The organism is Mesorhizobium sp. WSM4887 (assembly GCF_029625865.1).
GTDB lineage: Bacteria > Pseudomonadota > Alphaproteobacteria > Rhizobiales > Rhizobiaceae > Mesorhizobium.
In genome coordinates this window covers 64,983-86,640 of the sequence record NZ_JARTVP010000008.1, presented here as the reverse complement: position 1 = coordinate 86,640, position 21,658 = coordinate 64,983, and the positions used below count along the sequence as shown (strand labels likewise).

The window sequence follows — 21,658 nt, the reverse complement described above, 5'->3', positions numbered from 1 at the left end:
CATGATCGTGCTCGGCCTCACCGGATCGATCGGGATGGGCAAGTCGACCACGGCAAAGATGTTCGCCGAGGCCGGCGTTCCGGTGCATGATTCCGACGAGACCGTGCATCGCCTCTATGCCGGCAAGGCAGCACCCCTGGTCGAACGAGCCTTTCCCGGCACGACAAAAGCGGGCGTGGTCGATCGCGCAAGGCTGGCCGAGACAGTGCTGGGCGATCCCGCCGCGCTGAAAAAGCTGGAGGCGATCATCCATCCGCTGGTACGGGCCGACGCCGATGCATTTTTGGCTCGGCATCGTGCGGCCGGGGCGCCGATTGCGGTGCTCGACATTCCGCTGCTGTTCGAGACCGGCGGCCGCAATCGCGTCGACAAGGTCGTGGTCGTCACCGCGCCGGCCGAGATCCAGCGCGCCCGCGTGCTCGCCAGGCCCGGGATGAGCGAAGATAAATTCGCTTCCATCCTCGCCAAGCAGGTGCCTGACGCCGAGAAACGCCGTCAGGCGGATTTCATCGTCGACACCGGCCAGGGTTTTGATGCCGCACGTGCGGCGGTGGCAGCCATCGTCAGCGAATTGACCGGGGATAAGTCCGGCAAAAACGCTTCCTGACGGCCGCTGTCAGCAGTCCCCATTGCCATTTTGTTCCGGTTTGTGATTCTGCTCTTTAGAGCGGATTGATTCGAATGCGTGAGATCATCTTCGATACCGAAACCACCGGCCTCGATTTGCGCGACGACCGCATCATCGAGCTCGGCGGCGTCGAGCTGGTCAACCGTTTCCCGACCGGCCGCACCTTCCACAAGTTCATCAATCCGCAAGGCCGCGCCATTCACGCCGAGGCGCAGGCCGTGCATGGCATCAGCGCGGCGGATCTGGCCGGCAAGCCGACCTTCGCCGAAATCGCCGAGGAATGGCTGGCCTTCACCGACGGCGCCAAGCTGATCGCCCACAACGCCACTTTCGACCTTGGCTTCCTGAACCTCGAATACAGCCGGCTCGGTCATCCGGCCATCGATCCCGGCCGCATCGTCGACACGCTGGCGATCGCGCGCCGCAAGCATCCGATGGGTCCGAACTCGCTGGACGCGCTTTGCCGCCGCTACGGCATCGACAACACCCGCCGCACCAAGCACGGGGCGCTTCTCGACTCCGAATTGCTGGCCGAGGTCTATATCGAGCTCATCGGCGGCAAGCAGGCGGCACTGGTCCTGGAAACCGTGGCCGTGCAGGTGAACGGCAGCGGCGAAGTCGCCGATATCGACATTTCGATCGGCGCAAGGCCGATCGCGCTGCCGCCGCGCCTCACCGAGGCGGATCGGGCGGCGCATGCCGGGCTGGTCGGCACGCTCGGCGAAAAGGCGTTGTGGCTGAAGGTGGTGGCCGCAGGGTGAGCGGGGCGCTCCGGCGCCAACCGACGCGATTGGCCGAACCGCCATCCCTTCATCATACCCGGGCTTGACCCGAGTATCCATGCCGTGACCCTTGCCGCGGAGCGCAACGGTGCAGAATTCTGTAATCGCAGCAGCGCCTTAGCGTCACGGCATATGTTCTAACGTCGCTCCGCTCCTTGCTCGGCCCCAGAATGACGACCTAACGAATGTCGTCGCTAATCCAGACGTCTCAAGAAAAAGCCCGGCGCGAAGCCGGGCTCTCGATACGATGGGTGGCGAGCCTCCTCAGCTCACCTGGACCTTGCTGGCGGCCTGGTCCTCGGCGATGCGCTGCTGGAACATCTGCGCGAAATCGATCGGGTCGAGCATCAGCGGCGGGAAGCCGCCGTTGCGGGTGGCGTCCGCGATGATCTGGCGCGCGAAGGGGAAGAGCAGCCGCGGGCATTCGATGAACAGGATCGGCAGCATGTGCTCCTGCGGGAAGCCGCTGATGGCGAAGACGCCGCCATAGACCAGTTCGACGTTGAACAGCACTTCCTGGTCGAAGGAGGCCTTGGCATTCAATGTCAGATTGACGTCGAACTGCTTGTCCGAAAGCGGGTTGGCGTTGACGTTGACATTGATGGCGATGCCCGGGGCCTTGTCGCGGCCGCGCAGCGAATTCGGCGCGCCGGGGCTTTCGAAGGACAGGTCCTTCACATATTGCGCAAGCACGTTGAGCGAGGGCTGTTCCTGTTTGCCGTTGCCATTGGCGGCGGCTGCCGCGGCATCATCATTGCTGGCCATTAGCCTTTGTCCTTTTGCCTGGGCAGCATTGCTGACCGGATTGAAATCGGGGGTTCGCTATCATGCTCGGCAGGACAAGACAAGTTTTGCGCGCCGCCTGAAACTGCGCAGCCGTTTCGGGGCGACGGCGCGCATGAGACAGCTATTCGAGCGGACCCTGAAGAGAGCTAGTCGTCTTTCAGCCGCCGCCAAGGGGAATTGTGATCCGGCCCGCGCTTGTAGTCGTCCTGGCGCGAAAAGTCGCTGTCATCGAGATCGATGACCCTGTCGCGGCGGCGGGCCGAAAAGCCGCTGCTGAAGCTGGTCGCCATCACGATGCGGTTCTTGAGCAGGCGCCAGGCAAGATCGCGCACCGGCGGCAGGAGCAGCAGGATGGCGACAATGTCGGTGATGAAGCCCGGAATGATGAGCAGGAGTGCCGCCAGCACGATCATCGCGCCATGCGCGAGTTGGCGGCTTGGATCGCGCCCGGCATCCATTTCCGTCCGCACCCGCGCCATCACGCCGAATCCCTGGTGCCGAAGCAGGAGGCTGCCGGCAATGGTGGAGAGGATGACGAGCCCGATCGTCGCCAAAGCGCCGACTTCACGGCCGACGATGACGAAGCCGGCGATCTCCAGAAGCGGCAGCAGGAGCAGGAACAGGGGAATGAACGAAATGCGCAAATTGAGACCGGTCGCTTTCTTCTTTTGCGGGCCTCGCGGGAAATCGCCGCTGGCACTGGGACCTTTAGATAGGTATGGCTGGCTTTGATTTGAATGATTGCGCCCGCCGTTCTATATGCTTTGGGTAATGAACGCTATGCGACCGCCGCCATTCTAGGGGCTCTGGTGGTCCGGCCTGGACAGGGATCGAATTGGCGGAAGATATGGGTTTCTTCGACTTCGGCACGATTTTCTTTTTGATTGCGGCGGTTGTGATCTTCTTCCAGCTTCGCAACGTGCTGGGCCGTCGCACCGGAAACGAACGCCCGCCCTTCGATCCTTATTCGGCAAGCCGCACGCGCGAGCAGGATGCGGCGCAGAAGTCCGAGAATGTGGTGTCGCTGCCGCGCAAGCGCATGCCGGGGGAACCGGCGGCGGAGACCTATGCCGCGATCGACGCTTTCGCCAAGCCGGACAGCGATCTCAACAAAGGCCTGCGCGCGATCAAGGACAACGATCCGTCCTTCGATCCCAAGACCTTTATCGACGGCGCCAAGATGGCCTACGAGATGATCGTCATGGCCTTTGCCGACGGCGACCGCAAAACGCTGAAGAACCTGTTGTCGCGCGAGGTCTATGACAGCTTCGTCGCCGCGATCGGCGAGCGCGAGGCGAAAGCGGAAAAGATCCAGTCTTCCTTCGTCGGCATCGACAAGGTCGATGTCGTCGCCGCCGAGATGAAGGGCACCGAGGCGCATATCACGCTGCGCATCGTCAGCGAGCTGATCTCGGCGACCCGCGACAAGGTCGGCGCCGTCATCGACGGCGATCCGGAAAAAGTCGCCGAGGTCAAGGACGTCTGGACCTTCTTCCGCGATACCCGGTCGCGCGATCCGAACTGGAAGCTGGTCGCCACGGAAGAAGAAGATTGACCTAGAGCATGATGCCGAAAAGTGTGGAGCGGTTTTCGGACGCCATCATGCTCCATCTCTTTAATTTGGAGCCGGATTCAGATTTCAGGTCGATCCGGCCTGAAATCATCCGGCTCTAGTGGCGGCTGTCATGTCGCTGTCTTCGGCATTCAAGGAAAAATCCTTCGGCGACCTGCCCGGCTGGGACGAGGATGATCACCTCGCCGCCTTCGCGGCGTTCAAACGTTCGGCTTTCCACGTCCTGACCAAGCCTTATCGAACCGGCTCGCTCGGCGTCGCGTTCGCCGCTTTCGCCGAGGCCTATACTGAGGCGCGCTCCGTTTCGCCGGCGAATCGGTCGGAGGCGCGGTCCTTCTTCGAGCGCTATTTCGCTCCGGCTTTGGTGGCGGCCGAAAGCGGCGGCGCCGGCCTCGTCACCGGCTTCTACGAGCCCGAGGTCGAGGCCTCGCCGGTGAGGACGGAGCGGTTCACGGTGCCGCTGCTCTCCCGTCCCGCCGATCTGGTCGACATCGACGATAAAAATCGGCCCCTCGGGATGGATCCCTATCTCGCCTTCGCGCGCGCGACGACGACAGGTCCGGTCGAATATTTCGATCGCGGCGCCATCGAGCGCGGCGCGCTGTCCGGGCGGAGCCTCGAGATTGCCTGGCTCGCCGACAAGGTCGATGCCTTCTTCATCCATGTGCAGGGAGCGGCGCGGCTGAAGATTACCGATGGTCGGCTCTGCCGCGTCACCTATGCCGCAAAATCCGGCCAGCGCTTCACCGGGCCGGGCAAGATCTTGAGTGAGACCGGCGAAATCCCGCTGGAAAAAGTGACGATGCAGTCGATCCGCGCCTGGTTCAAGGCGCATCCTCAGCGGGTCGACGAGATCCTCTGGCAGAACCGCTCCTACATCTTCTTTCGTGAGGCGCCGGTCGACGACCCGGAGCTCGGTCCCATTGCCGCCGCCAAGGTGCCGCTGACGCCCGGCCGCTCGGTCGCCGTCGACCGGCTGCTGCACACCTTCGGCACGCCCTTCTATATTGTTGCGCCGACGCTCACCGCTTTCGGCGGAAAACCGTTCCGGCGGCTGATGATCGCGCAGGACACCGGCTCGGCCATCACCGGAGCGGCGCGAGGCGATCTCTTCGCCGGCTCGGGCGATGCCGCGGGCGAGATCGCCGGCGTCGTGCGCAACGTCGCCGACTTTTATGCGCTGGTCCCGCGCGGGCTGTTCGATAGGGGGCACGCGTGAACCGCCGCCACGACACGCTGAACGACGACGATCGCATCCTCTGGAACCTGGTGGCACGTACGACGCGGCCCCTCAAAGGCAAGGCCGCGGTCGAGATTCCCGATATTGTCGAGCCGACGCCGGCGCCGGCGCCTACGCCGGCCAACGGCGTTCCCACCGCTGCCGCCAAGCCGAAGCCGCAGCACGTCGCGCATTCGCTTGACGACCAGACGCACGAGAAACTGAAAAAAGGCCGGCTGCCGATCGAGGGCAGAGTCGATCTGCACGGCATGACGCAGGACGAGGCCTATTCGCTGCTCCTCACCTTCCTGCACCGCGCCCATGCCGGCGGCATCCGCTATGTGCTGGTCATCACCGGCAAGGGCTCATCGTCCGGCGGCGACGGCATCCTACGCCGCTCGGTGCCGCACTGGCTGTCGACCCCGGCTTTCCGGCACCTGGTCTCGAGCCACGATCACGCCGCCCGCAACCATGGCGGCTCGGGCGCGCTCTATGTGCGGCTCAGGCGGACGCGCGCATGAGGACGCCGGCCATGAGGACGCAACTGTGACCCCGTTCGGCGAAAGGCTGAGGGCGCTGCGCGCCGAGCGCGGCGTCAGCCAGAAGGCGATGGCGCAGGCCATCGGCGTCAGCGCCGCCTATCTGTCGGCGCTCGAGCATGGCCGCCGCGGCGCGCCGACCTGGACGCTGATCCAGAAGATCATCGGCTATTTCAACATCATCTGGGACGACGCCGAGGACCTTGCCCGCCTCGCCGAAACCTCGCATCCACGGGTCAGGATCGATACGTCGGGCCTGTCGCCGGCCGCGACCGAACTGGCCAATCTTCTGGCCGAGAGCATCGAGAAGCTGGACGAGGCGGAGCTGCGCCGCCTCAGCGCGTCGATTCGTGCGGCGCTGAGAAGCTAGGTCCCGAGATCTACTGCACCGAGCCGACCAGCAGCTGCTGGCCATCGCGGATCGACACCCAGCGGCCGGTGTTGTCGATCGCCTGGCGCTTGAGATAACGGTAGCCGGTCTCGTCCCAGGCTTGGACCTTGTCGGTCAAATTGTCGAGGATGTAGTCACCCTTGTCGGTGCGCACCGTCAGCACGGAATGGCCTTCGCCGTCGGGCTTGCGCACGACGGTGATCAAGAGATCCGCAAGCGAGATGCCCATGCGGTAGAGCTGGCGCCGCTTCTCCAGCACATAGTCCTCGCAGTCGCCAAAGCCGTTGTCCGGATAGGTCCAGACCTCGTCCTTGCCGTAATTGTCGAGATCGCTCATCGGCTTGACGGCGGCGTTGACCTTGGCGGTCACGTTGATCAGCTTGCGCCACAGAGCATCGGTCAGCTTGGCCGGCGCGAGATTGGCCGGGCGAATGTTGCATTCGCTCGGATGCGTCTTGCAGAAATCATAATGTCCGATCGGCTGCGAGGTCAGGCCGCCGGTGGTCATAGCGCCGGCAGCCCATGCCGGAACCGCCCAGTGGGCCGAGATCGCCAGCCCTGCGACTGCACACAAACGCAGCATCCGCGCCATCGGTGAGGAAGTCATTGTCCCCCGGGGTCCGCCCTTGTTTATTAACGAAACGTTAAGGGGGATTTACAGTCCGTGTCAATTGAAGACAACGGCTAGTTTGGTGGCATGGTTACCCGCCAGGCCCGCATAGCGGCAGTTTGGCAACAGCGGCGTCGGGACGCCGGTCAGCCCTGAACATTGGTTCCACGGAAAGGTCACGCGCTTTGAGCGGCGCCGAGCCGCGTCCGCTTCCCGCTCAGCTCTTGGCGGAACGGACCAGCTTCGGCTTCGCCGCCAGGCGGGTCTGGCGGCCGTAGCTGGAGATGAAGTCCAGAATGCGCGGCACGATCTCCGACCGGAATCGCGAGCCGTTGAAGACGCCGTAATGGCCGACGGCCGGCTGCATGTAGTGGGCCTGCCGGTCGGCCGGGATGTTCACGCAAAGCTCATGCGCGGCCTGGGTCTGGCCGAGCCCGGATATGTCGTCGTTCTCGCCCTCGACGGTGAACAGCGCGACGTTGCGGATCGCCCGGGGATCGACGGCCTCGCCGCGATGCGTCATCTCGCCCTTCGGCAAGGCGTGGCGGACGAACACCGTATCGACCGTCTGCAGGTAGAACTCCGCCGTCAGGTCCATCACCGCCAGATATTCGTCATAGAAGTCACGGTGCTTCTCGGCGCTGTCGCCGTCGTTTTTCACAAGGTGCATGAAGAAGTCCTTGTGGGCGATGATGTGGCGATCGAGATTCATGCTCATGAAGCCCGAAAGCTGCAGGAAGCCGGGATAGACATCGCGGCCGAATCCGGGCACCGGCCAGGGCGCCTGCATGATGACGTTCTCGCGAAACCAGTCGGTGCCCTTTTCCCCGGCGAGCAGATTGACCGCGGTCGGATTGCGGCGGGTATCGATCGGCCCGCCCATCAGCGTCATGGTTGACGGCACGAAGGGGTCGCCGCGCTTTTCCATCAGCGCCACCGCCGCCAGCACCGGCACCGAGGGCTGGCAGACTGCCATCACATGGGTATCGGGACCCAGCGCATGGAACATCTCGATGACATAGTCGATATAGTCGTCGAGATCGAAGCTGCCCTGCGACAGCGGCACCATGCGGGCGTCGACCCAGTCGGTGATGTGCACGTCGGCGTGAGGAAGCATCGCCTCGACCGTGCCGCGCAGCAGCGTCGCATAATGGCCGGACATCGGCGCCACGATCAGTAGCTTCGGATCGGGCTTGCGGCCCGCGGGAAGCTGGCGCTCGAAGCGGACGAGGTTGCAGAACGGCTTCGACCACACGGTTCGTTCGGTGACGTCGACGCTCTTCCAGTCGACCACCGCCTTGGTCAGGCCGAATTCAGGCTTGCCGTAGCGGCGCGTCGTGCGCTCGAAGAGTTCCGCGGCTGCCGCGACCGAGCGTCCGAGCGCCGTATGCGAAACCGGATTGAGCGGGTTGGAATAGAAGAACCGCACCGCATCTGCGTAAAGGCGGGCGGGCTGCAGCGCCGCATGGTTCAGTTCGTAGAGCTGGTAGAACATCAAGAACCCCGCTGCTGCCTGACGACCAAAGGGCCGACGAGCAGCGCCGAGCCTTGAATGTCTCGCAGTGAGGTTAACAAGATATTGTTGCGATGCAATACGTCAATTGCCGTGACGAATGCTGCTTTGGTCCAAACTGTTGAAAACTCGTCACGTATGGCGGAGCCGGCTCACTGTGCGCTGCCGCAATGTGTAGGAAATATGTCCGGCTCCCTCTTGCCGGACATCGACATCTTAAACGCGCGCCATGCAGACTGCGGTGTGGCCCGAGCCGATGAAGCCGAGCTGGGTGGCGGCGCCGCGGGAGAGGTCGAGCACGCGGCCCCGGACGAACGGGCCGCGATCGTTGATGCGCACGACGACGCTGCGGCCATTGTTCTTGTTGGTGACCCTGAGCTTGGTGCCGAACGGCAAGCTGCGGTGCGCTGCAGTCAGCGCGGCGGGGTTCATGCGCTCGCCGGAGGCGGTTCTGGAATGCAGCGCGTACCAGGAAGCGCGGCCGCATTGTGCGGCGGCTGAAGAGGCGGAAGAGGCGCCAGCCATCAGGCCAGTCGCGATCGTTGCCGCGACAAGCGCGGTGCGGTTGGTTTTATTCATCTTTTAGGGGTGGGCTCCGTTATAGACAACCCGCCGTAAGTGCCGAATGAGGCATGAAATGCGGCAAGCGTCTGGCGGTTCCATGGCAAAGGCACACGTTTGGAGTCGCCGCGAAACAGTTTGTCATGACATCTCCCGCGAGCGCCAGCGTATTCTTCATGGAGACCGACCCGGTTTTGCAGGAAGTCCCGAGTAGGAGGGGCCCTCGGGGCGCAAGTAAAAGAGGAAACGATTGCTTCGCTTCCTTCTGCTCCTTTACTGCGCGCGCGTTCCGGTGAAGGATCGACTTCGCGCGGGGATCTCGCCGATGCGACTGATCAGGAATTTACTGGCGCTGATCGGCCTCCGTTGGGCAAACCGCCCGCGCGTTTGATCCGACCGGCAAGACGGCGCCGCGCGTCCGGTTGGACGGTCGAAGCGACGCGCGCAGACTCCCGCCGTCGGACCGCTGACGCCGGGCACCTCTTCGAGATCGACGCCATCCCTACATCCGCGCGCAACGCGCGAAGCTCAGCAAGCAGTTGCTGGGGTGAAATTTCTGCTGAGGTCGGCGCTCTACGGCGCCCCCTCTGGCCTGCCGGCCATCTCCCCCACAGGTGGGGAGATCAGATGTCGCGTCGGCTTTCGCCAATCGCCAACATTTGCAAGCAAGGGCGCCAAGGGTCGAGCTCCAATCTCCCCCCTTGTGGGGGAGATGTCCGGCAGGACAGAGGGGGGCGCTGTCCCGCCGGCTTTCAACATTTAGAGGCGGTGTGCTGCGCCGCCCGTGAAATTCCATTCCGCCACTCGTCGCCGGAATGGCACGATCTATCTTCTTTCCGGATGGAAAGGGCTGGAAAAGACAACAGCGTGTGATCTGCGAACCCGGCATGGAGTTCGGCAGCCATCATGCGCAGACTGGTGACGGCCGATCCCGTCGGAACTGCTTCCCATGGAGGGTCCGAGATGAGCGTGCACAGGAAAGCGGCGCCGGACGGCGCGGAAAGCGCTTTGTCGCGGTTGCGTCCGCCTTACGCCTCCGTGCTCGACCTGATCGGCCAGACACCGGTGGTCGAGCTCACCAAATTCGATACCGGCAAGTGCCGGCTGTTCATCAAGCTCGAGAGCCAGAACCCCGGTGGCTCGATCAAGGACCGCATCGCGCTGTCGATGATCGCGGCCGCCGAGAAGGATGGCAGGCTGAAGCGCGGCGGCACCATCGTCGAGGCCACCGCCGGCAACACCGGCCTCGGCCTCGCCCAGGTCGGCATTCCCAAGGGCTACCGCATCATCCTCGTCGTGCCCGACAAGATGTCGCGCGAGAAGATCCAGCATCTGCGCGCTTTGGGCGCCGAGGTGCGCATGACCCGCTCCGATGTCGGCAAGGGCCATCCCGAATATTACCAGGACATGGCCGAGAAGATCGCCGCCGAAATTCCCGGCGCCTTCTATGCCAACCAGTTCGCCAATCCCGCCAATCCGCTGGCGCACGAAAGCACCACCGGCCCGGAAATCTTTTCGCAACTCGAAGGCGATGTCGACGCGGTGGTGGTCGGCGTCGGTTCCGGCGGCACGCTCACCGGTGTCGGCCGCTTTTTCGCGAAGCATTCGCCGAAGACCGAGATGGTGCTTGCCGATCCGGTCGGCTCGGTGCTGGCGCCGTTGATCAAGACCGGCAAGATGACAGAGGCCGGCAGCTGGACCGTCGAAGGCATCGGCGAGGATTTCGTGCCGCCCAATGCCGATCTGTCGCTGGTCAAGATAGCCTATTCCATCCCCGACAAGCAGAGCATGCTGGCGGTGCGCGACCTGCTGTCCAAGGAAGGCATCCTGGCCGGCTCGTCCTCCGGCACGCTTCTGTCGGCGGCACTGCGCTACTGCCGCGATCAGACGACGGCCAAACGCGTGGTCACCCTCGTCTGCGACAGCGGCAACAAATATCTGTCGAAGGTCTTCGACGACATCTGGCTCGCCGAGCAGGGCTTGGCCGACCAAGAGCAGCACGGCGACCTGCGCGACCTCGTCATGCGCTCGCCGCGCACTGGTGACATCGTGACCGTTGGCCCCGAGGAAACCCTGCTCAACGCCTATGGCCGCATGCGCCGCTCCGATGTCTCGCAGCTACCGGTGCTGGATGACGGCAAGCTCGTCGGCATCGTCGACGAGAGCGATATCCTGGCCAAGGTCGACGGCCCCTATGACGGCCGCTGGGATCGCTTCAACGCCCCGGTGCGCACGGCCATGACCTCGAACCTGCACACGCTGCAGGCCAGCCAGACGCTCGACGCGCTGCTCCCCGTCTTCGACCGCAACGAGGTCGCCATCGTCTTCGAGGGCGACGAATTCATCGGCCTGATCACCCGTATCGACCTGATCAACCATCTGAGGCGTCGCGCAAAATGACTTCGAACGGCAAGAACCGCCTGGCCTTTTCCACTCGCACCATCCATGGCGGCCAGAGCCACGATCCACTGACCGGCGCGGTGATGGTGCCGATCTACGCCACCTCCACCTATGGCCAGCAGTCACCCGGCGTGCACAAGGGTTTTGAGTATGCTCGCAGCCAGAACCCGACGCGCTTCGCCTTCGAACGGGCCGTCGCCGACCTCGAAAGCGGCACCGCGGCCTTCGCCTTCGCCTCAGGCCTGGCCGCGATAGCCACGGTGCTGGAGCTTTTCGACGCCGGCGTCCATGTGGTGGCCACCGACGACATCTATGGCGGCTCGTTCCGGCTCATGGAGCGGGTGCGCAAGCGTTCCGCCGGCCTGCAGGTTAGCTTCGCCGACTTCACCGATCTCGCCGCCGTCGAGAGTGCGATCCGCTCTGAGACAAAGCTGCTCTGGGTCGAGACGCCGACCAACCCGCTGCTGCGCGTCGTCGACCTCGAAGGCCTGGCGGCGCTGGCCAAGCGCAAAGGCCTGCTGACTGTCGCCGACAACACTTTTGCCAGCCCCTACATCCAGCGGCCGCTGGAGCTCGGCATCGACATCGTCGTCCACTCGACGACGAAATACTTGAACGGACATTCCGACATGGTCGGCGGCGTGGCGGTCGTCGGCGACGACAAGGATTTGGCCGATCGGCTGAAATTCCTGCAGAACGCCATCGGCGCCATTTCCGGCCCGTTCGACAGTTTTCTGGCGCTGCGCGGCATCAAGACGCTGGCGCTTCGGATGGAGCGCCATTCCGCCAACGGCCTGAAGATCGCGCAGTGGCTGGAAGCCCGCAAGGACGTGCGCCGCGTCATCTACCCCGGGCTGGCGAGCCACCCGCAGCACGAGATCGCCAAGCGCCAGATGCACGCCTTCGGCGGCATGATCTCGGTCGACCTCGACCGCGACCTCACCGGCACCAAACGCTTCCTCGAACGCACGCAGCTTTTCACGCTCGCCGAAAGCCTCGGCGGCGTCGAAAGCCTGATCGAGCATCCGGCGCTGATGACGCACGGCTCGATCCCCGCGGAGAAGCGCGGTGAGATAGGTATCTCGGATTCGCTGGTGCGCCTGTCCTGCGGGATCGAGGATGGCGATGATCTGATCGCGGATCTGGAGCAGGCGTTGCGGGGGTGAGTGCCTTCGAGGATCAATCGTTGTGATCCTTCGCGCCCCCCTCTGTCCTGCCGGACATCTCCCCCACGAGGGGGGAGATTGGCTGTTTCATCGCCTCACCCTTGCTGCAACGCCGGTAATTTGCGAAAGCCGCCGTGACATCTGATCTGCCCCCTTGAGGGGGAGATGGCCGACAGGCCAGAGAGGGGCGCTGTCCCGCCGACATCTCGGTGCCTGTGCCATTGCAGACCGCAATCCACCGACTAAACTGCCTGCCAACATGCGATCTCCGGAGGCGTGATGCGCGTGATCGTGTTGGGTGGCGGCGTTGTCGGCGTCACCACCGCCTATCAGCTGCAGAAGGACGGGCACGAGGTGGTCGTCCTCGAGCGCCAGAGCCAAGTCGCCGCCGAGACCAGCTGGGGCAATGCCGGCATGATCGCGCCGGGACATTCCTTCGTCTGGTCGTCGCCCAGGGCGCCATTAATCCTGTTGAAATCGCTGGTGCTGAAGGACCAGGCGCTGCGCTTCAAGCTGTCGGCCGATCCGAGGCTTTACAGCTGGTCATGGCTGTTCCTGATGGAATGCACGGCCGAGAAGGCCAGGCGCAACACGCTGCTCAAGCATCGGCTTGCCGTCTATTCGCAGAGCGTGCTGCACGAGGTGATTGCCGACGAGCAGATCGACTACGACCGCAACGGTCGCGGCATTCTCTATTTCTATCGCAGCCAGCAGGCGCTCGATAAAGGCGTCGAGCACATGCGGCTGCTGGAATCAGACGGCCAGCTGATCAAGGTGCTTGACCGCGACGCCATCGTCGCGCTCGACCCGTCGCTGGCTTCCGCGCGGGAAAAGATCGCCGGCGGCATCCATTGCCCGACCGACGAAACCGGCGACCCGGCGAAGTTCACCCGGGCGCTTGCCGCGAAGGTCGCCGAGCGCGGCGGCGAGATCCGTACCGGCACGACCATCACCGGCATCGAGACCTCGGGCGATCGCGTCGCACAGGTGCTGACCGACAAGGGCAGCGTCAAGGGCGACGCCTATGTGCTGGCGCTCGGCTCCTACAGCCCGCTGATCGCGAAGACGGTCGGGATCAACCTGCCGATCTACCCGATCAAGGGTTATTCGCTGACCATTCCGATCGGCAACCAGCCTCGGCCGCCGACCATCGCGGCGATAGACGAGCACAATCTGGTCGCCGTGTCGCGCTTCGGCGACCGGCTGCGCGTCACCGCGACGGCGGAATTCGCCGGCTACGACACCAGCCACAAGCCGGCCGATTTCGCCTTCATGAAGGGCGTGACGCAGGAGCTTTATCCCGAGGGCGCCGACTATGACCGCGCCGAGATGTGGGCGGGCTTGAGGCCGATGACGCCGAACAATCTGCCCGAGTTCGGGCGCCGCCGCCTCGGCAACCTCTATCTCAACACCGGGCACGGCCATATCGGCTGGACCATGTCGCATGGCTCGGCGCGCATCACCGCTGACCTGATCGCCGGCCGCAAGCCGGCCATCTCGATGGACGGTCTTTTGAATTGAGAGCATGATCCCGGGGGATCGGGCAAGAAAGGGAATGCCATGTCCATCAGCGCGGCTGCTACCCGCCCTCAATCTTCGGGACCGGTCGATCCCAAGCCGGTCGATCTGGGCGTGCTTCCGTCCGAACTCGACGGCGGCCTTGCCTCGCGCGCGGCGATCGGGCTTGCGATCCTGGCCACCGACCAGACGCTGGAGCATGAGTTCCGCGCGTTGGTGCGCATTCCGGGCGTCGCCTTCTACGAGGCCCGCCTGTTCAACGACAACGACATCACCCCCGACACGCTGCGCGCCATCGGCCCGCGCATCGCGCCCACCGTCGACCTCATCCTGCCCAGCATCCCGCTCGACGTCGTCGGCTTCGGCTGCACCTCGGCCACCATGACGCTCGGCGAGGAAGCCGTCTTCGCCGAGATCAGGAAGGCGCGGCCGGGCGTCGCCTGCACCACGCCGGTGACGGGCGCCCTTGCCGCCTTCAAGGCGCTCGGCGCCAAGGGCATCGGCCTGCTGACGCCTTATGCCCCCGAGATCAACCTGGGCCTCGTCACCTATTTCACCGGACGCGGCCTCGACATTGCCGCCGTCGCCACTTTCGACCGGCGCGACGACCGCGAGGCGGCCCGCATCTCGCTCGCCTCGATCGAGGCCGCGGCCGAGCGCATGGCGGCGGCGCCCGGCGTGGACGCGATCTTCATCTCCTGCACCAGCCTGCGCGTCGCCGAGGCGGTGGCGGATCTCGAACGGCGCATCGGCATTCCCGTCACCTCGTCCAACCACGCCATGGCCTGGCACTGCCTGCGGCTCGCCGGCATCGACGACGTCGTGCCTTCCGGCGGCCGGCTGTTCGCGTTGCCGATTGCCTGATCCGATTGGCAGATTGGCCTGTTCGAAATCCGCCGGTTAACGTTTGCGGAAAAGGTTGCTTAACGCTTCGCTACTATGTCCCGCTTCGGGAGGCAGGACAGAGTGAGCGCGATGAACGACAGCCCCGAAAAGCGCAATGAATGGCGCGCCATCTTCTACGTGCAGGCGCGTGTGGCGATCCTGTTCGTCCCGATCATCGTCAGCCTGCTGATCATCGGCGCGCTTGCCGGCAACGACCGCGATCACGTCGTCATCGACCGGACCGTCACCAGCTCGGTGAAGTAGGCGACCCGGCAAGAGGCTCGCGGTATTCCGTGCACGCTAGACAAAGCGCGGGATCGGGCCGTTCTGCGCCGTCGTGCGGTCGCCGAGGTCGATGAACACCTCGTCGACATAGCACCAGCCCCAGCCTTCGGGCGGATCGTAGCCTTCGATGACCGGATGCTGAGTGGCGTGGAAATGCTTGGTGGCGTGGCGGTTGGGCGAGTCGTCGCAGCAGCCGACATGGCCGCAGGTGCGGCAGAGTCTGAGATGCACCCACCAGGAGCCGCTCTTCAGGCATTCCTCGCAGCCGAGGGCGCTCGGCACCACATCCTTTATGTCGTCCGTATGCCTGCATTCGTCCATCAGGGTCTCCTTTCGGGCTGAGCAGCACGCCCGCCGTTGCGCGCAAGATAGGCATGCAGCGCCGCCACCACCTGAGCGCCTTCGCCGACGGCGGCCGCGACACGCTTGGTCGAGCCGCAGCGCACATCGCCGATGGCGAACACGCCGCTGCGGCTCGTCTCCATCGGGCCGTGTCCCGGCGCCACATCCGGTCCGGTGCGCACGAAGCCCTTAGCGTCGAGCGCCACGTCGCAGCGCGCCAGCCAGTCGGTGTTCGGGTCGGCGCCGATGAACAGGAAGAGGTGGTGGATGGTCCGCGTCGTCGCCACGCCGGTGACCCGGTTGCGCCAGCACAGCTGGTCGAGGTTGCCGTCATGGCCGTCGAGCGCCTCGACCTCGGTTTCCGTCAGCACCTCGATGTTCGGCTGCGCCACGATCCGCTCGACCAGATAGCGCGACATGGTGGCGTCAAGGCTGTCGCGCCGCGCCAACAGCGTCACCTTGCGCACCTGGCTGGCGAGAAAGACGGCCGCCTGGCCGGCCGAGTTGCCGGCGCCGACCAGCGCCACTTCCTGGTCCCGGCAGAGCCGTGCTTCGATCGGCGAGGCCCAGTAATGCACGGACGTGCCCTCGAACTGCGCGATATTGGCGATGTCGAGGCGACGGTAGCGCGCGCCGCTGGCGATCACCACGGTGCGCGCGCGCAGGGTCTCGCCGTCGCCAACGTCCAGCCGGTAGCCGGCCATGTTGTCGGCGGCGCCTAGCAATTTGGCTTCATCGGGGATCACCATCTCGACCCCGAACTTCTGCGCCTGGTTGTAGGCGCGCGCCATCAGCGCCATGCCCGTAATGCCGGTCGGAAAGCCGAGATAGTTCTCGATGCGCGAGGATGCCCCCGCCTGCCCGCCGAAGGCGCGGCAGTCGAGCACGATGGTCGACAGCCCCTCGGAGGCCGCATAGACCGCGGCCGCCAATCCCGCCGGCCCGGCGCCGACGATGGCAACGTCGTAGATCTTACCGGCGTCGAGCGGCCGCAGCAGCCCGACGCAGCGGGCGAGATCGCTTTCGCCGGGATTGTGCAGCAGCTTGCCGTTGGGACAGAGCACGATCGGCAGATGGTGCGGATCGACATGAAAACGCTCGATCAGCGTCTTGGCGCAGGGATCGGTGTCGGAATCGAGCGCGCGGTGCGGCAGGCCGCTGCGGGTGAGGAAACCCTGCAGCCGCAGCACATCGCCATTGCTGGGACGGCCGATGACGATCGGCCCGCTGGTGCCGCTCTCGAGCAGGCCGACACGGCGCAGGATCAGCGCGCGCATGACGCGCTCGCCGAGATTCGCCTCCTGCACCATCAGATCGCGCAGCCGCTGCGAGGGGATGACGATGGTTTCGACCGGCTCGGTCGCCTCGGCATTGACGAGCGACGGCCGGCTCGAAAGCTGCGCCAGCTCGCCGATGAAATTGCCCGGACCATAGGTGATGATCGCCTCGCGCGGGCCAAGACCGCTGGCCTGCGTGATGTCGACCTTGCCCGACAGGATGACGACCAGTCCGGGCGAGACCGTGCCGGCCGTCACGATATGCTCGCCGGCGCCGTAGGCTCTTGGCACGTGCGAAGCGGCGCATGCGCTCGATGTCCGCATCGGCGAGCACGGGGAACATCTGGTCGCGGCGGGCGGCGATGGTCGGGCTGACGGAGGGGGCCATGACCGGACCGTAGCGCCCGGGGCAGCGGGTTTGAAGCGGTTTGTTCGGGGACTGGCTGGAAGGGCAGGTTGGCCGCTACGCTTTCATCGATCCGAGCGACCTCGCCAGCTTGCGCAGCGCCCCCTGCGGATCATCGGTGATGACGGAGCCATGCGAGACAAGGATGCGCTTGAGCGCCGGCAGGTCCGCCCATCGTCTCAATTGCGCTGCGAGTGCCGCCTTGTTGCCGACCATCGTCAGCTTGACCGGCCAGGGTATACGCGGCTCATCACCGGCAAATCCCATCATGCGCAATGCCCAGCCGGCAAAGCCGGACGCGTCGCGGATGTTGCCGACGATATCATTGAGAACCAGCGTCGTGCCGTTCGGTCCGTCAATTTGCAACGCCGCCTCGCGATCACGGGTTCCGGGGACGGTGACGAGCTTGACGTCGGGATCGCCAAAGTCGCCGCGTGCCGCATCGACATGCACCGCCTTCTCGACGCTGTTGCGCGCGCCCGCCGGTGCAATCACCTGCAGGGTGGGATAGCGATCTTTCCATGGCTTTGCATCGAGCCGGTGATGATCGTTAGGGACGATCAGGAAGGCCGGCTCCCCAAAGGCCTCGATCGCGCGCATCTGTTCGTCATCGAGCGCGATGGCGCTGAAGATGACGAGCCGTCCGTCGCGCAATCGCACCACGGTCATGCGCCGTTTCAGGTTGCCGACCGGCATCGGTATGTCGCCCGTCACCGTCAGAATATCGTCGTCGACAGGAGAGAGCCTGCCATGCGGCAGAACCTTCCACTCCTTGAACGGCGCGGGCATCACGGAACCTCGGCTTAACAGACAAGATAGGAACGGTTTAATCCGAGACGAGTTGCAGGCACAAAAAAGCCCGGAAAATCCGGGCTTTTTGCTCATCGCGTCAGATCGTCTGAAACGGGAATTTTGGTGCCCAGAAGAGGACTCGAACCTCCACTCCTTGCGGAACACGGACCTGAACCGTGCGCGTCTACCAATTCCGCCATCTGGGCTGGTGGGCGCTCATGTAAGCGGGCAAACGAAGCGTGTCAACGCGGTTTTTTCGAGGAGCTCAAGACTGACCAGAGGGCAGCTGGGGTTCATTTCAGGCACGGACGGCAATTGTCGGCGTCGGCCCCGCCCTGGCCGCGGCGTTGGCGTCCTCTTGAGACGCTGGCGATTGGCGAAATCGGCGGCCGGAGCTTCCCTCTCCCCGTCACTATACGGGGAGAGGATGCCGGCAGGCAGGTGAGGGGCGGCGCCGACGCTGGTCAGTTAACGGCGAGACGGAATTCCAGCCTGAAGCGGTTGTCCCGAGACGGCCACCCGTTCCGAGCGGGGCCGGAACAATGGAATCCCTCACCCCTCCAGCACTTCCTTCTTTGCGACGGTGGAATCGGCGTTGAGCTTGTAGATCACCGGCACGCCGGTGCCGAGCTCCAGCTTGACGATCTCTTCGCCCGACTTGCCGTCCAGCGCCATGATCAGCGCCCGCAGCGAATTGCCGTGCGCGGCGACCAGCACCGTCTCGCCGCGCAGCACATGCGGCTGCACGTCGTGCAGGTAATAGGGCCAGACACGCGCGCCGGTGTCCTTCAGGCTTTCGCCGCCGGGAGGCGATACGTCGTAGGAGCGGCGCCAGATGTGCACCTGCTCCTCGCCCCACTTCTTGCGCGCGTCATCCTTGTTGAGGCCGGAGAGATCGCCATAGTCGCGTTCGTTGAGCGCCTGGTCGCGGACGGTCTCGAGCTTGCTTTGGCCGACCACGTCGAGAATGTGCTGGCAGGTCTTCTGCGCCCGCTTCAGCGCCGAGGTGTAAGCGATGTCGAATTTCAGCCCGCGCGCCTTGAGCTTCTCGCCGGCGGCAAGCGCCTCCGCATTGCCCTGGTCGGTGAGGTCGACATCGCGCCAGCCGGTGAACAGGTTCTTCAGGTTCCATTCGCTCTGGCCGTGGCGCACGAGCACGAGAGTTCCCGACATGTTTGCTCCTGATACGTGGTTGGATTTGAGCAATTCCAGGAAAAGTGTGTAGCGGTTTTCAGCCCGGAATTGCGGAAGAAACGCAGAAAAAAACCGCCTCAGCCCAGGCCGAGGACGTCCCGCATGGAATAGAGGCCCGGCTTCTTGCCTCGGCCCCAGAGCGCCGCCTTGACCGCGCCGCGGGCAAAGATCGCCCGGTCCTCGGCCTGGTGGGCGAGCGTGATGCGCTCGCCGGTGCCGGCCAGGATCACGCTGTGCTCGCCGACCACCGACCCGCCGCGCAAGCTGGCGAAGCCGATCGTGCCGGCCTTGCGGACGCCGGTATGGCCGTCGCGCACACGCACGCTGTTGTCCGCGAGCGCGATCTCTCGTCCTTTGGCCGCCGCTTCGCCGAGCAGCAGCGCCGTGCCGGACGGCGCGTCGACCTTGTGCCTGTGGTGCATCTCCAGGATCTCGATGTCGAAATCCTGCGGATCGAGCGCGCGCGCCGCCTGCTCCACCAGCACCGCCAAAAGATTGACGCCGAGGCTCATATTGCCGGATTTGACGATGGTCGCGTGGCGCGCCGCCGCGGCGATCTTCGCATCGTCACCGGCCGAACAGCCGGTCGTGCCGATGACATGGACGATCCGCGCCTGCGCCGCATAGCCGGCGAATTCGACGCTTGCGCCCGGGGCCGTGAAATCGAGCACGCCGTCGGCCTTGGCGAAGGCCGGCAGCGGGTCGTCGGCGATCGGCACATTGATGCAGCCGATGCCGGCGAGCTCTCCGGCATCCTTGCCGAGATGCGGCGAGTCCGGCCGCTCGACGGCACCGGCAACGCGCGCGCCGGGAATGGAGTGGATGGCGCGGATCAGCGTCTGACCCATCCGGCCGGCGGCGCCCACCACCACCAGGCCCATATCGCCCGTATCGCTCATGCGCTTCTCCCGACGGTTTTCTTGGCGCGGCTGCGCGGCGCCGGGGCCGAAGTCTGGCTTGTCTTGGCGTCATCGACAAGCCCCAGCCCCTTCTTGCCCTGCACCCGGTGGAAGCGGGCATAGACGCTGTGCGGGTCGGCCATCAGCGAGGCGTGTGTGCCTTCCTCAACCAGCCGTCCCTCTTCCAGCACGATGATGCGGTCGGCATTGACCACGGTCGACAGCCGATGCGCGATGACGATGGTGGTGCGGCCTTCCATGACATGGGTGAGCGCTTCCTGGACGCGCGCTTCGGCCTCGTTGTCGAGCGCCGACGTAGCCTCGTCGAGCAGCAGGATCGGCGCCTGGCGCACGATGGCGCGGGCGATCGAGACGCGCTGGCGCTGACCGCCGGAAAGCGTCGAGCCGCCTTCGCCGACCGGCGTGTCGTAGCCTTGCGGCTGCTGGCGGATGAACTCGTCGGCGGCGGCCTGTTTCGCCGCCTGCTCGATCTCCGCGTCGGTCGCTGACAGCCGGCCGTAGCGAATGTTGTCGCGGATCGTGCCTTCGAAGAGATACGGCGCCTGCGAGACATAGGCGATCGATTGGCGCAGCGACCGCTTCGTCACCTTCGAGATGTCCTGGCCGTCCACCTCGATGCTGCCCTCGTCGACGTCATAGAAGCGCTGCAAGAGCGCCACCAGCGTCGACTTGCCGGCGCCCGAAGCGCCGACGATCGCCGTCACCTTGCCGGCGGCGGCGGTAAAGCTCAGATCCCTCAGCACCGGCATGTCGGCGCTATAGCCGAACGTCACATTGTTGAAGGTCACTTCGCCGGAAATGATCTTCGCTTCGGCGGCGTCGGGCGCGTCGCTTTGTTTCGGCTCGAGGTCGAGCAATTCATAGATCATGCGCGCGTTGACCAGCGCGCGTTCCATCGCCACCTGCATGCGCGCCAGCCGCCTCGCCGGGTCATAGGCCAGGATCAGCGCGGTGATGAAGGAAAAGACCGCGCCCGGCGGCTGACCGAGATACAATGCCCGATAGCCGGAATAAGCGATGACGGCGGTAACGGCGAGGCCGGCCAGCATGTCCGAAATCGGCGACAGCCGCTCGGAGACGCGGGCGATCTTGTTGCTGCGCTGCTCGGCCGTATCGGCCATGCTGCCGATGCGGCGCTTAAGCTCGTCCTCCAGGGTGAAGGCCTTGACGATGGCGATGCCTTGGGTGGCCTCCTGCACCGACCCGCTCAGCCGAGAATTGATCAGCACGGATTCCCGATTGATCTTGCGCACCCGGCGCGTGATGTAGACGACGGCCCAGATCAGCGGCGGCCCGATCAGCAGCGAGCTCAGCGACAACACCGGATCCTGGTAGACCATGAGGCCGACCAGGCCCACGAGCGTCACTGCGTCGCGAGTGATCGAAATCAATGTCAGCGACAGCAGGTCGCGGATGCCGCCGATATTCTCGTCCAGCTGCGCCGCCAATCGGCCCGAGCGTGTGTCGTTGAAGAAATTGACGCCGAGCTTCATCAGTTGGTCGAAGCTGCGCTTCTGGTAGCGGGCGACCAGATTGTTGCCGATCGTGGCCAGCATCACCGCCTGGCCGTAGCCGGCGAAGCCGCGCACGAGGAAGGCGCCCATGAAGCCGGCGCAAATCCACCAGACGGCGTCGCTGCTCCGCTCGTAGAATATCTGATTGACCATCGGCGCCATGACCCAGGCCGAGAAGGCGGTCGCGCCGGAAACCAATAACGAGCAGACGATGACGATCGCGTAGGACCAGCGATGGTCATAGCCGTTCTCGGCGATGATACGGCGCAGTACCGCCGTGACCTCGCCGGGCCGGGCCTTTAGCTTGTTTGGATTTTGAAATGTCAAATCGGCAGCGCTTCGTGGGTTCTCGTCAAA

21 protein-coding genes, 1 tRNA gene and 1 pseudogene are annotated in these 21,658 nt (G+C 64.7%); 11 read left to right on the top strand and 12 right to left on the bottom strand.

Annotated elements, in window-relative coordinates; translation table 11 throughout:
• The first annotated feature begins 1 nt into the window (after position 1).
• Together coaE and dnaQ are read left to right on the top strand one after the other, a co-directional pair.
• Positions 2–607: a dephospho-CoA kinase gene (gene coaE, locus P9230_RS24115; protein WP_127217282.1), complete on the top strand. Its 606-nt coding sequence runs from the start codon at positions 2–4 to the stop codon at positions 605–607.
• 74 nt (positions 608–681) lie between these two features.
• Positions 682–1,389, top strand: coding sequence for a DNA polymerase III subunit epsilon (dnaQ, locus tag P9230_RS24110; protein ID WP_095825105.1), 708 nt, complete (start codon positions 682–684; stop codon positions 1,387–1,389).
• Between the two features lie 285 nt (positions 1,390–1,674).
• On the opposite strand, the gene secB is transcribed toward dnaQ, so the two are convergent.
• Both secB and P9230_RS24100 read right to left on the bottom strand, forming a co-directional pair.
• A complete protein-coding gene (gene secB / locus P9230_RS24105; protein ID WP_067323500.1) occupies positions 1,675–2,175 on the bottom strand; it encodes a protein-export chaperone SecB in 501 nt (166 codons plus the stop codon).
• Between the two features lie 167 nt (positions 2,176–2,342).
• Complete coding sequence (locus P9230_RS24100) at positions 2,343–2,840, bottom strand: FxsA family protein (protein WP_067323499.1); 498 nt, start codon at positions 2,838–2,840, stop codon at positions 2,343–2,345.
• 203 nt (positions 2,841–3,043) lie between these two features.
• Between P9230_RS24100 and P9230_RS24095 the strand changes: the two genes are divergently transcribed.
• From P9230_RS24095 to P9230_RS24080, 4 genes are all read left to right on the top strand, one after another.
• The gene (locus tag P9230_RS24095; protein WP_066991466.1) at positions 3,044–3,751 is read left to right on the top strand and encodes a Tim44/TimA family putative adaptor protein; all 708 of its coding nucleotides are present in this window, start codon (positions 3,044–3,046) and stop codon (positions 3,749–3,751) included.
• A gap of 130 nt (positions 3,752–3,881) precedes the next feature.
• Complete coding sequence (locus P9230_RS24090; protein ID WP_278120915.1) at positions 3,882–4,988, top strand: murein transglycosylase A; 1,107 nt, start codon at positions 3,882–3,884, stop codon at positions 4,986–4,988.
• Positions 4,985–5,509 carry a Smr/MutS family protein gene (locus tag P9230_RS24085; protein ID WP_278113938.1) on the top strand — a complete coding sequence of 175 codons (525 nt, stop codon included), beginning with the start codon at positions 4,985–4,987 and terminating at the stop codon, positions 5,507–5,509. Before P9230_RS24090 ends, P9230_RS24085 begins: the two co-directional genes overlap by 4 nt.
• A gap of 25 nt (positions 5,510–5,534) precedes the next feature.
• Complete coding sequence (locus tag P9230_RS24080; protein WP_278120914.1) at positions 5,535–5,897, top strand: helix-turn-helix transcriptional regulator; 363 nt, start codon at positions 5,535–5,537, stop codon at positions 5,895–5,897.
• A gap of 10 nt (positions 5,898–5,907) precedes the next feature.
• Here P9230_RS24080 and P9230_RS24075 read toward each other — a convergent pair whose 3' ends face one another.
• The 3 genes from P9230_RS24075 to P9230_RS24065 all read right to left on the bottom strand — a co-directional run bounded on the left by P9230_RS24075 (position 5,908) and on the right by P9230_RS24065 (position 8,620).
• Positions 5,908–6,525, bottom strand: a complete 618-nt coding sequence (locus tag P9230_RS24075) for a transglutaminase-like cysteine peptidase (RefSeq protein WP_127241237.1) — start codon at positions 6,523–6,525, stop codon at positions 5,908–5,910.
• A 220-nt stretch (positions 6,526–6,745) separates the two neighbouring features.
• Entirely contained in the window at positions 6,746–8,023 is a 1,278-nt protein-coding gene (locus tag P9230_RS24070) for a polyhydroxyalkanoate depolymerase (protein WP_278120913.1), read from the bottom strand.
• 234 nt (positions 8,024–8,257) lie between these two features.
• A complete protein-coding gene (locus tag P9230_RS24065; protein WP_095825103.1) occupies positions 8,258–8,620 on the bottom strand; it encodes a septal ring lytic transglycosylase RlpA family protein in 363 nt (120 codons plus the stop codon).
• A 945-nt stretch (positions 8,621–9,565) separates the two neighbouring features.
• Here P9230_RS24065 and P9230_RS24060 point away from each other — a divergent pair.
• The 5 genes from P9230_RS24060 to P9230_RS24040 all read left to right on the top strand — a co-directional run bounded on the left by P9230_RS24060 (position 9,566) and on the right by P9230_RS24040 (position 14,835).
• A complete protein-coding gene (locus P9230_RS24060) occupies positions 9,566–11,002 on the top strand; it encodes a pyridoxal-phosphate dependent enzyme (protein WP_278120912.1) in 1,437 nt (478 codons plus the stop codon).
• The gene (locus tag P9230_RS24055) at positions 10,999–12,168 is read left to right on the top strand and encodes a cystathionine gamma-synthase (protein WP_278120911.1); all 1,170 of its coding nucleotides are present in this window, start codon (positions 10,999–11,001) and stop codon (positions 12,166–12,168) included. Before P9230_RS24060 ends, P9230_RS24055 begins: the two co-directional genes overlap by 4 nt.
• 279 nt (positions 12,169–12,447) lie before the next feature.
• Positions 12,448–13,689, top strand: coding sequence for a D-amino acid dehydrogenase (locus P9230_RS24050; RefSeq protein ID WP_278086005.1), 1,242 nt, complete (start codon positions 12,448–12,450; stop codon positions 13,687–13,689).
• A gap of 39 nt (positions 13,690–13,728) precedes the next feature.
• The gene (locus P9230_RS24045) at positions 13,729–14,550 is read left to right on the top strand and encodes an aspartate/glutamate racemase family protein (RefSeq protein ID WP_278120910.1); all 822 of its coding nucleotides are present in this window, start codon (positions 13,729–13,731) and stop codon (positions 14,548–14,550) included.
• A 102-nt stretch (positions 14,551–14,652) separates the two neighbouring features.
• Complete coding sequence (locus P9230_RS24040; protein WP_164746949.1) at positions 14,653–14,835, top strand: hypothetical protein; 183 nt, start codon at positions 14,653–14,655, stop codon at positions 14,833–14,835.
• A gap of 36 nt (positions 14,836–14,871) precedes the next feature.
• Here P9230_RS24040 and P9230_RS24035 read toward each other — a convergent pair whose 3' ends face one another.
• The 7 genes and pseudogenes from P9230_RS24035 to P9230_RS24005 form a co-directional block, all read right to left on the bottom strand.
• On the bottom strand, positions 14,872–15,177 hold the full coding sequence (locus P9230_RS24035) for a UBP-type zinc finger domain-containing protein (protein WP_067003235.1): 306 nt from the start codon (positions 15,175–15,177) through the stop codon (positions 14,872–14,874).
• Positions 15,177–16,863: pseudogene (locus P9230_RS24030) on the bottom strand (FAD-dependent oxidoreductase). The gene P9230_RS24035 and the pseudogene P9230_RS24030 overlap by 1 nt, the downstream one beginning before the upstream one ends.
• Positions 16,864–16,938: 75 nt before the next feature.
• Positions 16,939–17,670, bottom strand: a complete 732-nt coding sequence (locus tag P9230_RS24025) for a hypothetical protein (protein WP_278120909.1) — start codon at positions 17,668–17,670, stop codon at positions 16,939–16,941.
• Positions 17,671–17,794: 124 nt separating this feature from the next.
• Positions 17,795–17,879, bottom strand: a tRNA-Leu gene (locus P9230_RS24020).
• 346 nt (positions 17,880–18,225) lie between these two features.
• On the bottom strand, positions 18,226–18,846 hold the full coding sequence (locus P9230_RS24015) for a 2,3-bisphosphoglycerate-dependent phosphoglycerate mutase (protein WP_067003230.1): 621 nt from the start codon (positions 18,844–18,846) through the stop codon (positions 18,226–18,228).
• A 98-nt stretch (positions 18,847–18,944) separates the two neighbouring features.
• Positions 18,945–19,766 (bottom strand): 4-hydroxy-tetrahydrodipicolinate reductase, encoded by an 822-nt coding sequence (gene dapB / locus P9230_RS24010; protein WP_278120908.1) that lies wholly within the window; start codon positions 19,764–19,766, stop codon positions 18,945–18,947.
• Positions 19,763–21,628, bottom strand: a complete 1,866-nt coding sequence (locus P9230_RS24005) for an ABC transporter ATP-binding protein (RefSeq protein ID WP_278120907.1) — start codon at positions 21,626–21,628, stop codon at positions 19,763–19,765. The genes dapB and P9230_RS24005 overlap by 4 nt, the downstream gene beginning before the upstream one ends.
• Between the last annotated feature and the right edge of the window lie 30 nt (positions 21,629–21,658).

What these genes read in the sequence shown, in the direction of transcription:
- coaE (WP_127217282.1), top strand. Translation starts at nt 2, where the DNA reads ATGATCGTGCTCGGCCTCACCGGATCGATCGGGATGGGCAAGTCGACC.
- dnaQ (WP_095825105.1), top strand. Translation starts at nt 682, where the DNA reads ATGCGTGAGATCATCTTCGATACCGAAACCACCGGCCTCGATTTGCGC.
- secB (WP_067323500.1), bottom strand. Translation starts at nt 2,175, where the DNA reads ATGGCCAGCAATGATGATGCCGCGGCAGCCGCCGCCAATGGCAACGGC.
- P9230_RS24095 (WP_066991466.1), top strand. Translation starts at nt 3,044, where the DNA reads ATGGGTTTCTTCGACTTCGGCACGATTTTCTTTTTGATTGCGGCGGTT.
- P9230_RS24090 (WP_278120915.1), top strand. Translation starts at nt 3,882, where the DNA reads ATGTCGCTGTCTTCGGCATTCAAGGAAAAATCCTTCGGCGACCTGCCC.
- P9230_RS24075 (WP_127241237.1), bottom strand. Translation starts at nt 6,525, where the DNA reads ATGACTTCCTCACCGATGGCGCGGATGCTGCGTTTGTGTGCAGTCGCA.
- P9230_RS24070 (WP_278120913.1), bottom strand. Translation starts at nt 8,023, where the DNA reads ATGTTCTACCAGCTCTACGAACTGAACCATGCGGCGCTGCAGCCCGCC.
- P9230_RS24065 (WP_095825103.1), bottom strand. Translation starts at nt 8,620, where the DNA reads ATGAATAAAACCAACCGCACCGCGCTTGTCGCGGCAACGATCGCGACT.
- P9230_RS24060 (WP_278120912.1), top strand. Translation starts at nt 9,566, where the DNA reads ATGAGCGTGCACAGGAAAGCGGCGCCGGACGGCGCGGAAAGCGCTTTG.
- P9230_RS24055 (WP_278120911.1), top strand. Translation starts at nt 10,999, where the DNA reads ATGACTTCGAACGGCAAGAACCGCCTGGCCTTTTCCACTCGCACCATC.
- P9230_RS24050 (WP_278086005.1), top strand. Translation starts at nt 12,448, where the DNA reads ATGCGCGTGATCGTGTTGGGTGGCGGCGTTGTCGGCGTCACCACCGCC.
- P9230_RS24045 (WP_278120910.1), top strand. Translation starts at nt 13,729, where the DNA reads ATGTCCATCAGCGCGGCTGCTACCCGCCCTCAATCTTCGGGACCGGTC.
- P9230_RS24035 (WP_067003235.1), bottom strand. Translation starts at nt 15,177, where the DNA reads ATGGACGAATGCAGGCATACGGACGACATAAAGGATGTGGTGCCGAGC.
- P9230_RS24025 (WP_278120909.1), bottom strand. Translation starts at nt 17,670, where the DNA reads ATGCCCGCGCCGTTCAAGGAGTGGAAGGTTCTGCCGCATGGCAGGCTC.
- P9230_RS24015 (WP_067003230.1), bottom strand. Translation starts at nt 18,846, where the DNA reads ATGTCGGGAACTCTCGTGCTCGTGCGCCACGGCCAGAGCGAATGGAAC.
- dapB (WP_278120908.1), bottom strand. Translation starts at nt 19,766, where the DNA reads ATGAGCGATACGGGCGATATGGGCCTGGTGGTGGTGGGCGCCGCCGGC.